The organism is Methyloceanibacter sp. (genome assembly GCF_041573655.1).
GTDB lineage: Bacteria > Pseudomonadota > Alphaproteobacteria > Rhizobiales > Methyloligellaceae > Methyloceanibacter.
Map to the genome: position 1 here is coordinate 1 of NZ_JBFFQD010000050.1, position 13,793 is coordinate 13,793.

The following is a 13,793-nucleotide window of genomic DNA, read 5'->3' on the forward strand; positions in this document are numbered from 1 at the left end:
TCCAGGATCGACTCCGCATCATGGTCGGACGTGGCGCTGTCGTCCCAAGCGCCGACCTTCGCGCCGTACTCGCGCGCCTTCAGAATGACGAAGCCGACCTTCGTCGGTGAAATTTCTATTCCGGCCATCGGAACCTCCTCGACGAACAATAGGAGACATCGAGGATGCCCGAGTTGAGCTATGTCAGCAATTAGTCTTTGGGGCCTGCCTTGCTGAGGTTTGCCTCGTCAAGGCTCGCGGCAGCGGCTCCGACCACGGCCTCGAACATCTCTGGCGTCAGCCGGCCGGTATTAGTGTTTAGGCGGGAGCAGTGAAACGTGTCGAACAGGATGAGCCCGCCTGGCAATGTGTGCCGCGCCCCGTGGGAGAAGGGGAAATCACGCTTCTTGAGGCCGAAGACATCCATGAGGCTGTCATGGGCAATGCGCCCAATTGCGAGCAGCGCTCGCAAATCGGGGAGGGCCTCCATGCGGCCGATCAGGAACGGCCGGCAGGTTTTGACTTCTTGCGATGTGGGCTTGTTCTGCGGCGGCACGCAGCGCACGGCGTTGGTGATCATGCAGTCGATCAGTTGAAGCGCCTCAGGGGTCTCGACATCGTGCGTGCCCCGGGCAAGGCCCACCTTGAGAAGCGTTGGATAGAGAAGGTCGCCGGCGTGATCGCCAAGGAAGGGGCGCCTGGTCCGGTTCGCGCCTTTGAGCCCCGGCGCCAAGCCGACAATGAGGAGCCGCGCGGTCTCGGGGCCGAACGATGGCACCGCGCCATTGAACCAGTCCGGATGTGCCGTCTGGTTGTCATGACGGAACTCCACCAGCCGCGGACAGAGCGGGCAGTCGGACGCCGGTTCGGGCTGGTTCGCAGGGGACGCAATGAGAGTCACCGCGCCAGTCTCGGCTGGCGGGCCAGGCTTCGCAAGTCGCGCGAAGCTCCGAATCAGGTCTCGATGAGGTCGCCGGGCTCGAACTCATCGGTGGGCGGCTCGCCGTCGGGGCGCTGCCGCTGTTCGCGCTGCGTGCGTTGGGACGGATCGCGCCCAATCTCATTCTGCAGGCTCGCAAGGTCGATGAACTGATCGGCCTGACGGCGCAGCTCGTCGGCAACCATGGGCGGGTTCGTGGTTAGCGTGGATACGACGCTCACGCGCTTGCCCTTATGTTGGAGCGCTTCGACCAGCGAACGGAAATCACCATCGCCGGAAAAGATAACGAGGTGATCGAGATGTTCGGCAAGTTCCATGGCATCGACCGCGAGCTCGATATCCATGTTGCCTTTGACCTTCCGCCGGCCCGCCGCATCGACGAACTCCTTGGTTGGTTTGGTCACCATGGTGTACCCGTTGTAGTCGAGCCAATCGATCAGCGGCCGGATCGAGGAGTATTCTTGGTCCTCGGACAAGGCGGTGTAATAGAGCGCGCGCACCAGCTGACCCTTTGAACCGAAGAGCGTAAGCAGACGCTTGTAGTCGATGTCGAAGGAAAGGGATTTTGCGGCGGCGTAAAGATTGGAGCCGTCGATAAAGAGCGCGATGCGCTCTGTTGGATAGAAATTCATCTTGGGTCCTAACGCTCAAAAAAATTAGTGGACGGGAACGAACTGAGACGAACAACTCCCTAGTCAAGATAGGCACAGCAAGGACGCTCGGCAATTGGTCGCGAAGGCGCAGGTATTGGTAGGATTGGGTTCCAATAGTCCCGGACCCTGGGGGACTCCTGCCGAAACGATCACGCGGGCTTTGCGGGAATTACAGGACGCCGGTGTCACTGTGATATCGGTTTCCCCGTATTACCGAACAGCCGCGATGGGGCGCGCGCGACAACCGGCTTACGTAAATGCCGCCGCCGCGATCGACACGGCGCTGCCGCCCGAAGCGCTCTTACGCGTGCTGAAGGCCATCGAGCGCGCCTCGGGGCGCCGGGGGGGAAGCCCCTGGGGCCCACGGACCCTCGATATCGACATCCTGGACTATAAGGGCCTCGTTAGGCATTGGCGGGGTAAGCATCCACGGTTCGCACGGGCAGGGCCCAGACCGCTGGTTTTGCCCCATCCGTGGATCGAAAAGCGCCCCTTCGTGCTGCGGCCGCTGCTCGACGTGGCCCCCTTCTGGCGGCACCCCGTCACCCGCAGAAGCGCTCAGGAGGTGTGGCGGAGCGTCGCGTGGAGCCGGGAAGGGCAGGTGATCGGCAAGCGTTAACTTGTTAATGACCTGGGTTCGACTTGCCAGAACCCCGCGAACTGCATACATAGGGGCTAAATCCGGCCACTTTCAAAAGGACTTCCAGATGGCTCGCGTCACCGTCGAAGATTGCATCGACAAGATTCAGAACCGCTTCGAGCTGGTGCTGCTGGCTGCCCACCGCGCCCGCACCATCTCCGCCGGCGCCCAGATCGCCGTGCAGCGGGACAACGACAAGAACCCCGTCGTGGCGCTCCGCGAGATCGCGGACAAGAAGATCCTTCCCGACGACCTCAAGGAAGATTTCATCCACTCCATGCAGAAATATGTCGAAGTGGATGAGCCCGAAGCGGAAGCCGTGCCGATGCTCTCGTCGGAGACCCGGATGCCTGTACTCGGTCAGGACGATCAGTCGACCGATACGCAGATCGACCGGATGTCCGAAGAGGAGCTGCTGCGCCGGATGGCGACCCAGGCGCCCTCGGATGGCTCGAATGCGGGACCACGCGCCCGCTGAGGCCGACCGGATCTTTGGGCGTGGCAGAAGTTTGATTGCCTCGCCGCACCGGGCTTTGCCGCATAGCGCGTCACGTTCCACAGCGATAAGCGGGCGCAACCCATGACCCGCCAATACGAGCTGGTCGAACGGGTGCTGAGCTATCAACCCAACGCCAACGAGGCGATGCTGAACCGCGCCTATGTCTACGCCATGAAGGCGCATGGCAATCAGAAGCGCGCGTCCGGCGCTCCGTACTTTTCCCATCCTCTCGAAGTGGCGGCGATCCTCGCCGAGATGCGTCTCGACGACGCAACGATCGCCACGGCCCTTTTGCACGACACTATCGAAGACACGACCGTGACCCGGGCGGAGATCGACACGCTGTTTGGCGCTGAGATCGGCACGCTGGTCGACGGTCTTACCAAGATCAAAAAACTCGACCTCGTCACCAAGAAGGCGGCGCAGGCCGAGAATTTCCGCAAGCTGTTGCTCGCCATCTCCAGCGACATCCGGGTGCTGCTGGTGAAGTTCGCCGACCGTCTGCACAACATGCGGACGCTGAAGCACATGAAGCCGGCGAAGCGGAAAATCATCGCCGAGGAGACCATGGATATCTATGCGCCGCTGGCCGGCCGCATGGGCATGCAATGGCTGCGCGACGAGTTGGAGGATCATGCCTTCCGTTGGCTGAACCCCGAAGCCTATACGGCGGTGGTCGAGCGCTTAAAGATCTTGCGCGAAGGCAATCAGGGCTTGATCGATGAGATTCAGGACGAGCTCACCACCAAGCTGAAGCAAGCCAGGATCAAGGGCGTCGCCTCGGGCCGCGAGAAAAAGCCCTACGCCATCTGGAGCAAGATGGAGCGAAAGCAAATCTCACTGGAGCAGCTTTCCGACATTTACGGATTCCGCATCGTGGTGCCGAAGGTGGTGGACTGCTACCGGGCGCTGGCCGTCGTACACACGACCTGGCACGTGGTGCCGGGCCGCTTCAAGGATTACATCTCCAATCCGAAAAGGAACGATTACCAGTCGATCCACACGACGGTTGTCGGTCCGCGCCATCAGCGCGTCGAACTGCAAATCCGCACGGAGATGATGCACGAGGTTGCCGAGTACGGTGTAGCGGCCCACGGCCTCTATAAGGATCTCAACGGCAGCAACGGCAAGTCAAAGGTGCTGTCGCAAGAGTCCAGCGCCTATCGTTGGCTGCGTCATCTCGTCGGGACATTGTTGGAAGGCGACAACCCGGAAGAGTTCCTCGAGCACACCAAGCTCGAACTGTTTCAGGACCAAGTGTTCTGCTTCACGCCGAAAGGTCGGCTCATCGCGCTGCCGCGCGGCGCCAACTGCATCGACTTCGCCTACGCCGTACACACCGATGTCGGCAACACCTGCGTCGGCGCCAAGATCAATGGCCGGCCCATGCCGCTTGCCACGGCGCTGCGCAACGGCGACGAGGTGCAGATCATTACCTCAAAGGCTCAACTGCCCCCGGTCGCGTGGCAGAGCATCGCGGTGACGGGCAAGGCCCGCTCGGCTATTCGACGGGCCTCCCGCGACGCAGCGCGGTCGCAATACGGCAAGCTCGGCCGGGAAATTCTCGACCGCGCCTTTCAGCGGAACGACAAGACATTCGAAGAAGAGCTGCTCACCAAGGCACTCAAGCGCCTGTCTCAGAAGACGGCCGACGACGTCATCGCCGCGGTGGGGCGGGGCGAACTCGCGTCCGCCGATGTGCTGCGCGCCGTCTTTCCTGAGGACGTGCCGCCGGCCCCGCCCAAGCGCCGGCGGGAGATCAAGCGGACCGACGAAGGGTGGTTCGGCCTCGGCAAGGTCATGGGGCTGAAGTTCCGCTGGCCGGGATCGGGCGGCAAGGCGCGGCCCCCGGGGGCCGGGGGCATCCCGATCCGGGGCTTGCAAGGAGACCTTCCGGTGAACTTTGCCGAGGGTGGCGCGGTGCCCGGCGACCGAATCGTCGGTATTCTCACGCCGGGGCAGGGCATCATGATCTACCCGATCCACGCCAACGCGTTAAAGGCGTTCGACGAGGAGCCGGAGCGTTGGATCGACGTCACCTGGGACATCGACGAGGACGACCCGCAGCGATTCCCCGCCAAGATTGCCGTGACGGCGATGAACGAGCCCGGGTCTCTGGCGCAGATCGCCGCGGTCATCGGCGAAGGCGACGGCAATATCGAGAACATCAAGCTGACCAACAGGGTCCCAGACTTCACCGAATTGCTGATCGATCTGGAAGTGTGGGACCTCCCGCACCTCAACGAGATCCTGGCCGGCCTCAGGGCGAAGGATGTGGTGAGCAGCGCGGCCCGGGCGGACGGTTAGGCCCGCCAAAATACCGCGTACCCCTGGCATATAGAGAAACGGAAACCAAATATGGTAGGGCTCCAGGCGTCGAAGGACCGGCCGCTCGACAGCGGACAGTCCTAATACGAGGGTCGTTATGCTGTTCAGGCGCCGCGAGGCGGAGAGCTTTTTCGAGCGGTTGCGCGTGTCTTTATGGCCGCGCCGCAGCTGGAGTCGCTCGACCCGCTATGTCGTGCATCGCATACGCCGCCTGAGCGCCACGCCCCATGCGGTCGCCCTCGGCTTCGCGGCGGGCGTCTTCGTTTCGTGTACGCCATTTCTTGGGTTCCACTTGATTATGGCCTCACTCGTGGCCTGGATCGTCGGCGGCAGTATCGTGGCGGCAGTACTTGGTACGTTCATCGGCAATCCCATTACCTATCCGATTTTCTGGTTCATCACGTATGAAGTTGGCAGTCTGATGCTGGGACGCGGCGCGGGGAAGCCGCATATCGATTTGTCGAAAGAGATCTTTCAGACCGATCAGCTTTGGCCCATCGTCCAACCGATGACGCTCGGTGCGGTGCCAATCGGCTTAGCGCTCGGCGCGCTGAGCTATTTTCTGGTGCGTCCTGCGGTAAACGCTTATCAGCATCGCCGCCGGAGCCTTCGAGGCCGCGAAGCCATGGATGCAAGATGACGGCGCCACCCATCAGGCTCGGCATCAATATCGATCACGTCGCCACGTTGCGGAATGCGCGGGGCGGCGTGCATCCCGATCCGTTGCGCGCGGCCAAGCTCGCCGTTGAGGCGGGGGCCGACAACATTACGGCGCATTTGCGCGAAGACCGCCGGCATATCCGCGACGACGATATTCGGCGTTTGATGGCCGAACTCGACTGTCCGCTGAACTTTGAGATGGCGGCGACCGACGAGATGCGGGCGATCGCCCTCAAGGTGAAGCCCCATGCGGCGTGCATCGTGCCCGAACGGCGCGAGGAGCGAACCACCGAAGGCGGTCTTGATGCGGTCGCGCAGTTCGACGCGCTTGTGCCGGTCGTCGCCGACTTAACCGATGCTGGGATTCAGGTCTCCCTGTTCATTGCCGCCGAAGGGCGCCAGATCGAAGCCGCCTCGCGCCTTGGCGTGCCGGCCATCGAGATTCATACCGGCGCCTGGTGCGATGCACTTGCCGACGGCCGCGGCACGGACGCCGAGTCCGAGTGGCAGTGCATCAAGGAAGGCGCTCAGCTGGCGCACGGCCTCGGGCTGGAAGTCCATGCTGGCCACGGGCTCAACTACGAGACGGCGGAAACCATTTCCGCCCTACCGGAGATCGTCGAGCTGAATATCGGTCACTTTCTTGTCGGCGGCGCGGTGTTCGAAGGGCTGGGTGAAACTGTGCGGAAAATGCGCCAAGCAATGGACAAAGGGCGGCAGGCGGCAACGCAGGTGCGCACGATCGAGAACGTGGATTTGGCGTGATGATTATCGGCCTTGGCAACGACGTTATCGATATCCGGCGCGTCGAGAAGACCATCGAGCGGTTCGGGGAGCGATTCCTGGACCGGGTCTTCACCGACATTGAGCGCCGGAAGTCAGATGGAAGGACGCTGCGCGCGGCGTCCTACGCAAAGCGTTTCGCGGCCAAGGAGGCCTGCTCCAAAGCCCTTGGCACCGGCTTTCGCCATGGGGTCTTCTGGCGGGATATGGGCGTCGTAAATTTGCCTTCAGGCCGGCCCACTCTGGAGCTCACGGGAGGCGCCGCGCGGGTGCTTCGCGAATTGATACCGAACGGGCATGAGGCGCGCATCGACCTCACCATCACCGACGATTTCCCAAGCGCGCAGGCGATCGTCATCATCTCGGCCTTGAAGTTCCCGGCACGCGATTGAGGCGTTTGCTTGAACCTTGAGGAGGGGCTATAGGGGCCCCTGTCCTCCGGGCGATGGGGGCTGAACGGGTGTTGAAATCAAGGAGAGCCGCCTGATGAGCGTAGGCGCCGAGAAGGTGGAAGCAAAAGGCAGCGCGCGGGAAACGGTCCGCATCATCATTCATGCGCTGATCCTGGCGCTGATCGTGCGCGTATTTCTGTTTCAGCCGTTCAATATCCCCTCTGGCTCCATGATCCCGACTCTTCTGATCGGCGATTATCTCTTCGTTTCGAAATACAGCTACGGCTATAGCCGCTACTCATTCCCAGGCGGCTTCGACCTGTTCTCGGGGCGCATTCTGGCCGGGGAGCCGAAACCCGGCGACGTCGTTGTCTTCAAACTCCCCCGCGACAACGAGACGGATTACATCAAGCGCGTCATCGGCCTGCCCGGCGATGAGATCCAAATGATCCATGGCGTGCTGCATATCAACGGCAAGGCCGTGGAGAAGGTGAAGGTCGACGACTATGTGGTGACCGGGCCGTCTGGCCGCCAACGGAACATGGCGCGCTACAAGGAAACACTCCCCAACGGCGTGAGCTATCCCGTGCTCGACCTCGTCAGTGACGGTTTCGGCGACAACACCGAGGTCTACAAAGTGCCCGAGGAAAATTTCTTCATGATGGGCGACAACCGCGACAACTCTACCGACAGCCGGTTCCTTTCCGAGGTCGGTTTCGTGCCGTTTGAGAATTTGGTGGGCAAGGCGCAAGTCATCTTCTTCTCCATCGATGAGGATGCAAGCTTCTGGGAAGTCTGGCGCTGGCCCACCGACGTGCGTTGGAACCGAATGTTTGAGGCGGTGCACTAAAGCCTTGGCCAAACGGCGGACCACCGATCACAGTCAACTCTGCGCCCGGCTCGGGCACGATTTCGCCAGCCCCGCGCTCCTTGAGCTTGCCTTGACGCATTCCAGCGCGCGGCCTGGCGGCAAGCCGAACGACGACAACGAACGCCTTGAGTTCCTCGGTGACCGGGTGCTCGGACTTTCGGTGGCGGAGATTCTCACTCACCGCTTTACGGAGGCGAGCGAAGGAGAGCTGGCCCGCTGGTTCAATCATCTGGTGCGCACGGAAACCTGCGCCGAGGTTGCGCAAAGCTGGCAACTCGGGGACCTGATCGTCATGAGCAGCGGAGAGGCGAGCTCCGGCGGCCGCCGCAAGAAGACCATCCTCGCCAATGCTTGCGAGGCCGTGCTCGGCGCGCTGTTCGCCGACGGCGGCTACGAGGTGGCGCGCACTGTCGTCGATGACAATTGGACGCCCTTTCTCGGCGAGTTGGAGGACGCCGCGTCGGACGCCAAGTCGGTGCTTCAGGAATGGGCGCAAGGGCGGCAATTACCGCTGCCGTCCTATGTGGAGATCGCGCGCGAAGGACCCGATCATGCGCCGCGATTCACCTCCGAGGTGCAGGTCGAGGGCGTCGAGCCGGAGCGCGGCGAGGGCACCAGCAAGCGCCAGGCGGAGCAGGCGGCGGCGCAGGCCATGCTCGAACGCGAAGGCGTATGGGGGACGTCCGACGATGAGTGAGCACAACGAGAACAGGACGACGCGATGCGGGTTCGTGGCGCTGATCGGCGCGCCGAACAGCGGCAAATCGACTCTCACCAATGCCTTGGTTGGCACCAAGGTTTCCATCGTCACCCATAAGGCGCAGACGACGCGGGGCCCCGTGCGCGGGATCATGCTTCAGGACGATGCACAAATCATCCTTGTCGACACGCCCGGTATCTTCCAGCCCAAACGCAGGCTCGACCGCGCCATGGCGCAAGCGGCCTGGGACCGCGCCGGCGATGCCGACATCGTTGCACTCGTGATCGACGCCAAACGCGGGCTCGACGACAAGCTCGCACCCATCGTCGAGCATCTGCCCGAGATCAAACGGCCCACCATCGCGATTCTCAACAAGATCGATCTCGTGAAGAAGCCCGACCTGTTGAGGCTGACGTCGGATCTTCTCGCGCTGAAGACCTTCGCCGACGTGTTTATGGTGTCCGCGCTGACCGGCGACGGCGTTGAGGACCTGAAGACCTATTTCGCCAAGACGGTGCCCGAAAGCCCGTGGCTCTTTCCCGAGGACCAGTTGTCGGACGCCTCGTTGCGCCAGACCGCCGCGGAGATCACGCGCGAGAAGCTGTTCCTCAGGCTTCACGAAGAGTTGCCTTACGCGCTCACCGTGGAGACAGCGCAGTGGAAGGAACTCAAAGACGGCAATGTCCGCATCGAGCAGACGATCTATGTGGAGCGTGAGAACCAGCGGCGCATCGTGCTGGGAGCCAAAGGCGCCATGATCAAGGAGATCGGCCAGGCGGCGCGCACCGAGATCGCCGAGGTGGCAGGCGTTCCCGTACACCTGTTCTTGTTCGTGAAGGTCCGCGAGCGCTGGGGCGAAGATCCGGAGCGCTTCCGCGAGATGGGCCTGGACTATCCGAAGGGATAGGCCAAGCTGGGCCCATGGACTGGAGCGACGAAGGCATTTTTTTGAGCGGCAAGCCGCTCGGTGAGGCGAACCTGATCGCCGAAATCTTGACCCTGGAACACGGCCGTCATCTGGGGCTCGTGCGCGGCGGCGGCTCGCGGCGCATCCGGCCCACGCTTCAGCCCGGCAATCTGGTGGGCGTAACCTGGCGCGCGCGCCTGTCTGAGCATCTGGGCGGCTACAACGTCGAACTGATGGAGGCCCATGGCGCCCGCGCGTTGGACGACGCCCGCGCGCTCGCCGCCATCGGCACTCTGGGGGAGCTCGCAAAGCTTCTGCCGGAGCGCGATCCGCACCCCGAGCTCTATGCCACGACCCTCCACGTGCTGCGCTCCTTCGGCGAACCGGACATCTGGCCGGCGCTGCTCGTCTATTGGGAGTTTCAGCTGCTGCAAGAACTCGGGTTTGGGCTCGATCTCAGCGCCTGCGCCGCCACGGGCGTCACCGAAGATCTCGCTTATGTGTCGCCACGCTCCGGGAGAGCCGTATCGCGCGAAGGGGGAGAGGCCTACAAGGAACGCCTCCTCACATTGCCGGCTTTCTTGTTGGATCAAGGCGCACCTCTGAGCGCGCCGGACATCTTGGCCGGGTTCGCGCTGACCGGCTTCTTCCTGGAGCGGGACGTGCTCGAGCCTCATGGGCTGGCTATACCGGCCGCCAGGTCCAGGCTTCTCGACCTGTTACAGCGTCCTCGCAACGCCGCACTGTCCGCCTAGTGGCCTCTACGGCCGGCAGCTGCGTATCTACCTAGGGATGTGCTAGCATGGCACTTCTAGGGAGAGAGTTATGGCGAGCGTTACCAGGCAGAGGCCCGGGGCAGCTTCGCTGCTTGTATCGCTGGGCATCGGGGCGGCACAACTCGAGGGCGCCGCACCCTTGAACGCGCAACAATTCGCGGTGCCAGCAAACGCGCGAACGATCATTTTGGACGCGACCAACGCCTATCGCGCGGAGCATGACCTGCCGGCCGTGCGCCTCAGTCCCAATGCCTCGAAAGTTGCGCGCGACTACGCGGGATATCTTGCCCGGACGGATAAGACCGGCCACCGGGCGGACGGACGCAGCGCGCGGGACCGGCTCAAGGCCCATGGCATGGATGTCTGTCACGTCTGGGAGAACTGGCACAAGTCCTGGACCTCTCAGGAACGGGCGACCGTGGAAGAGGCCATGGAAAAGGCCATGAACTTCTGGAAGCGCTCTCCCGGGCATGCGCGCTCGATGCGCTCGCGGTCCTACGAGATCGGCATCGGTGTCATCGGCTGGAAGCACAAGCGCCGCTGGGTCTACACCGAAGTCCAAATCTTCATGGACCGGAGCTGCCTGAAGAAGCGCCCAAAGGAGAAGAGTGCCATCCCGGAGCGCATCGTGCCTTGAGCGAGGCCGTTCGATGCGCTAAGCGCGGGGCATGGGAAAACGCGCAACGCCCCCTGATTCGGGGCCTATCGAGCCGGTCAATCTGAGAGATGCGCTGGAAGAGCGCTATCTCGCTTACGCGCTCTCCACGATCATGCACCGGGCGCTGCCGGATGTGCGCGACGGGCTGAAGCCCGTGCACCGGCGTCTGCTCTACGCCATGCAGCAGCTCAGGCTCGGGCCGCAAGGCGAGTTCCGCAAATGCGCGAAGATCGTCGGCGACACCATGGGCAACTTCCATCCCCATGGAAACCAAGCGATCTACGACGCGCTGGCGCGTCTCGCCCAAGACTTCGCCGTGCGTTACCCGCTGATCGACGGGCAGGGGAACTTCGGCAATATCGACGGCGATAACCCCGCCGCCGACCGCTACACCGAGGCGCGGTTGACGGATGTCGCGGCGCGCCTCTTGGAAGGCATCGACGAGGACACGGTCGACTTCCGCGCCAACTACGATGGCCGCGAGCTGGAACCGGCCGTCCTGCCGGCGAACTTCCCGAATCTGCTGGCCAACGGCGCGGCCGGGATCGCGGTCGGCATGGCGACGAACATTCCGCCGCACAATGCCGGCGAGCTGTGCGACGCCGCGCTGCACCTCATCAAGTTTCCGAAGGCGACCGCCGATAAGCTGGTGACGTTCGTGCCCGGACCCGATCTGCCTACGGGTGGGATCATCGTCGAGCCGCGCGAGAACATCGTGGACGCCTACAAGACCGGCCGCGGTGCGTTCCGTTTACGTGCGCGTTGGGACAAGGAAGACACCAGCCGCGGCGGCTACCAGATCGTGGTCACCGAGATTCCCTATCAAGTGCCCAAGGCGCGTCTCGTCGCGCGCATCGCCGAACTGTTGCAAGCCAAGAAGCTGCCACTGCTGGCCGACATTCGCGATGAGTCCGCGGAGGACGTACGGCTCGTGCTTGAGCCCAAGAGCCGCACCGTGGACCCGGCGCTGCTCATGGAGTCGATGTTCAAGCTGACGGAACTCGAAACGCGGGTGTCGCTCAACATGAACGTGTTGAGCCACGGCAAGATCCCGAACGTGCTGGGCTTGCGGCAAGTGTTGCGGGAATGGCTCGATCACCGTTTGGAAGTCTTGGTCCGCCGCTCGAAGTTCCGCCTCGCCAAGATCGACCACCGGCTCGAAGTGCTCGCCGGCTATCTCATCGTCTATTTGAATCTCGACAAGGTCATCAAGATCATCCGGGAGAAGGATGAGCCCAAGCCGGCATTGATGAAGGCCTTCAAGCTCACCGAGGTGCAGGCCGAGGCCATTTTGAATATGCGCCTGCGTGCCTTGCGCAAGCTCGAAGAGATGGAGATCAAGCGCGAGAACGAGGATCTCACCAAAGAGCGAAAGGGACTGAATGCGCTGCTTCGCTCGAAGGACAAGCAGTGGAAGCGCATCTCCGACGAGATCAAGGACGTGAAAGCGCAGTTCGGGCAGAAGACGGAAGTCGGCAAGCGCCGCACCAGCTTCGCCGAAGCGCCGGATGAAGACGTCGCCATCGAGCTCGCCGAGGCGATGATCGAGAAAGAGCCGATCACTGTCGTGCTGTCGGAGAAGGGCTGGATCCGCTCGATCAAGGGTCACAACACCGAGCCCTCGAGCCTTTCGTTCAAGGAGGGCGACCGGCTGAAGAGCTTCGTGCTTGCGCAAACCACGGATACGCTGCTGTTGTTCGCTACCAATGGCCGGTTCTATTCGCTCGCCGCCGACAAGCTGCCGGGCGGCAGAGGGCACGGCGAGCCCTTCCGCCTCATGGTCGACATCGAGGACGCGGGCGATTGCGTCGAGCTGTTCGTCTATGAACCGGGCGGCCAGCTTCTGGTGGCATCCACAAGCGGCTATGGTTTTGTGGTGACCGAGGACGACGTCGTCGCCATGACCCGCAAGGGCAAGCAGGTCTTGAACGTGAAGGGCGACGACGAGGCGGCCGTATGCGCGCCGGTGGAGGGCGACAGCGTCGCGGTCATCGGCGAGAACCGGAAGCTGCTGCTGTTCCCGTTGAAGGAACTGCCCGAGATGCCGCGCGGCAAGGGCGTGCGCCTGCAACGCTACAAGGATGGCGGTCTGGCCGACGCCAAGATTTTCACCAAGAAGGAGGGGCTGCCCTACACGGTTGGGGCGGGCCGCAACTTTCTCTTTGAGCCGTCCGAGCTGCGCGATTGGTGGGGCGCCCGCGCACAGGCCGGCCGCCTGCCGCCGCGAGGCTTTCCAAAATCGGGAACGTTCGGCGAGCGCTTCTGAGCGCCTCTAGTCGCGAACCCAACCTTTGGCGGTAAGCCGTTCTTGCGGCTGGAAGCGCTCCTTGTAACGCATCTTGCGCGAGCCCTCGATCCAATAGCCGAGATAGACGAACGGATAGCCTTGGCGCCGCGCGAATTCCACATGGTCGAGGATCATGTAGGTTCCGAGACTGCGCGCGGCCATGTCGGGATCGTAGAAGCTGTAGACCATGGAGATGCCGTCGCTTAAGCGATCGCACAGCGCCACGGCGATCAGGGGCGTGTCGCCCGTCTCGTCCGGCTTCAGCCTGTACTCGGTGACGAACGTCTCCACCACGCTGTCCTCGACCATGAGCGAGTAATCGAGCACGCTCATCTCGGCCATGCCGCCATCGGCGTGGCGTGCCTCGATATAGTCGCGGAACAGCGCATATTGTTCCGAACTCGGCGCGGCCGGCATGCGCGTGGCGACGAGATCGTCATTGGCCCGCGCGATGCGTTTCAGCGAGCGCCGCGTCTCGAACCGATCCACCAAGATGCGGACCGGCACGCACGCCGAGCAGGCATCGCAATAGGGCATGTAGGCGATGTTCTGGCTGCGCCGGAAGCCGCCCTTCAAGAGATTGTCGACGAGAAAGTCGGGCTTGTCGTGCGTGAGATGCGTGAAGAGCTTTCGCTCCAGCCGCCCTGGCAGATATGGGCAGGGCTGCGGAGCTGTGATGTAGAACTCCGGAAAGTTACTTTTGTGCTCTGTCACGGGCCA

The 13,793-nt window shown here is 62.7% G+C and carries 15 protein-coding genes; 12 read left to right on the forward strand and 3 right to left on the reverse strand.

Going from position 1 to position 13,793, the window contains the following annotated elements:
* Positions 1-190: 190 nt before the first annotated feature.
* The gene (locus ABY454_RS10365; RefSeq protein WP_372930438.1) at positions 191-880 is read right to left on the reverse strand and encodes a uracil-DNA glycosylase; all 690 of its coding nucleotides are present in this window, start codon (positions 878-880) and stop codon (positions 191-193) included.
* A 53-nt stretch (positions 881-933) separates the two neighbouring features.
* Positions 934-1,551, reverse strand: coding sequence for an NYN domain-containing protein (locus ABY454_RS10370; RefSeq protein WP_372930440.1), 618 nt, complete (start codon positions 1,549-1,551; stop codon positions 934-936).
* A 124-nt stretch (positions 1,552-1,675) separates the two neighbouring features.
* Here ABY454_RS10370 and folK point away from each other — a divergent pair, with 124 nt between their 5' ends.
* The 12 genes from folK to parC all read left to right on the forward strand — a co-directional run bounded on the left by folK (position 1,676) and on the right by parC (position 13,052).
* A complete protein-coding gene (gene folK, locus ABY454_RS10375; protein WP_372930459.1) occupies positions 1,676-2,191 on the forward strand; it encodes a 2-amino-4-hydroxy-6-hydroxymethyldihydropteridine diphosphokinase in 516 nt (171 codons plus the stop codon).
* 88 nt (positions 2,192-2,279) lie between these two features.
* The gene (rpoZ, locus tag ABY454_RS10380; protein ID WP_372930442.1) at positions 2,280-2,690 is read left to right on the forward strand and encodes a DNA-directed RNA polymerase subunit omega; all 411 of its coding nucleotides are present in this window, start codon (positions 2,280-2,282) and stop codon (positions 2,688-2,690) included.
* Positions 2,691-2,792: 102 nt separating this feature from the next.
* Entirely contained in the window at positions 2,793-5,018 is a 2,226-nt protein-coding gene (locus ABY454_RS10385; protein ID WP_372930443.1) for a bifunctional (p)ppGpp synthetase/guanosine-3',5'-bis(diphosphate) 3'-pyrophosphohydrolase, read from the forward strand.
* Between the two features lie 118 nt (positions 5,019-5,136).
* Positions 5,137-5,679 carry a DUF2062 domain-containing protein gene (locus tag ABY454_RS10390; protein WP_372930444.1) on the forward strand — a complete coding sequence of 181 codons (543 nt, stop codon included), beginning with the start codon at positions 5,137-5,139 and terminating at the stop codon, positions 5,677-5,679.
* Positions 5,676-6,464, forward strand: a complete 789-nt coding sequence (locus tag ABY454_RS10395) for a pyridoxine 5'-phosphate synthase (RefSeq protein ID WP_372930446.1) — start codon at positions 5,676-5,678, stop codon at positions 6,462-6,464. The genes ABY454_RS10390 and ABY454_RS10395 overlap by 4 nt, the downstream gene beginning before the upstream one ends.
* Entirely contained in the window at positions 6,464-6,874 is a 411-nt protein-coding gene (gene acpS, locus ABY454_RS10400; RefSeq protein ID WP_372930448.1) for a holo-ACP synthase, read from the forward strand. The genes ABY454_RS10395 and acpS overlap by 1 nt, the downstream gene beginning before the upstream one ends.
* 94 nt (positions 6,875-6,968) lie before the next feature.
* Entirely contained in the window at positions 6,969-7,724 is a 756-nt protein-coding gene (gene lepB / locus ABY454_RS10405) for a signal peptidase I (protein WP_372930449.1), read from the forward strand.
* 4 nt (positions 7,725-7,728) lie between these two features.
* Positions 7,729-8,442 carry a ribonuclease III gene (gene rnc, locus ABY454_RS10410; protein WP_372930451.1) on the forward strand — a complete coding sequence of 238 codons (714 nt, stop codon included), beginning with the start codon at positions 7,729-7,731 and terminating at the stop codon, positions 8,440-8,442.
* Positions 8,435-9,352 (forward strand): GTPase Era, encoded by a 918-nt coding sequence (era, locus tag ABY454_RS10415; RefSeq protein ID WP_372930452.1) that lies wholly within the window; start codon positions 8,435-8,437, stop codon positions 9,350-9,352. Before rnc ends, era begins: the two co-directional genes overlap by 8 nt.
* Before the next feature lie 14 nt (positions 9,353-9,366).
* Positions 9,367-10,107 carry a DNA repair protein RecO gene (gene recO, locus ABY454_RS10420; protein WP_372930454.1) on the forward strand — a complete coding sequence of 247 codons (741 nt, stop codon included), beginning with the start codon at positions 9,367-9,369 and terminating at the stop codon, positions 10,105-10,107.
* Positions 10,108-10,267: 160 nt separating this feature from the next.
* Positions 10,268-10,765 carry a CAP domain-containing protein gene (locus tag ABY454_RS10425; protein ID WP_372930456.1) on the forward strand — a complete coding sequence of 166 codons (498 nt, stop codon included), beginning with the start codon at positions 10,268-10,270 and terminating at the stop codon, positions 10,763-10,765.
* 31 nt (positions 10,766-10,796) lie between these two features.
* Positions 10,797-13,052: a DNA topoisomerase IV subunit A gene (gene parC, locus ABY454_RS10430; protein WP_372930457.1), complete on the forward strand. Its 2,256-nt coding sequence runs from the start codon at positions 10,797-10,799 to the stop codon at positions 13,050-13,052.
* A gap of 6 nt (positions 13,053-13,058) precedes the next feature.
* On the opposite strand, the gene ABY454_RS10435 is transcribed toward parC, so the two are convergent.
* The gene (locus ABY454_RS10435; protein WP_372930461.1) at positions 13,059-13,787 is read right to left on the reverse strand and encodes an arginyltransferase; all 729 of its coding nucleotides are present in this window, start codon (positions 13,785-13,787) and stop codon (positions 13,059-13,061) included.
* Between the last annotated feature and the right edge of the window lie 6 nt (positions 13,788-13,793).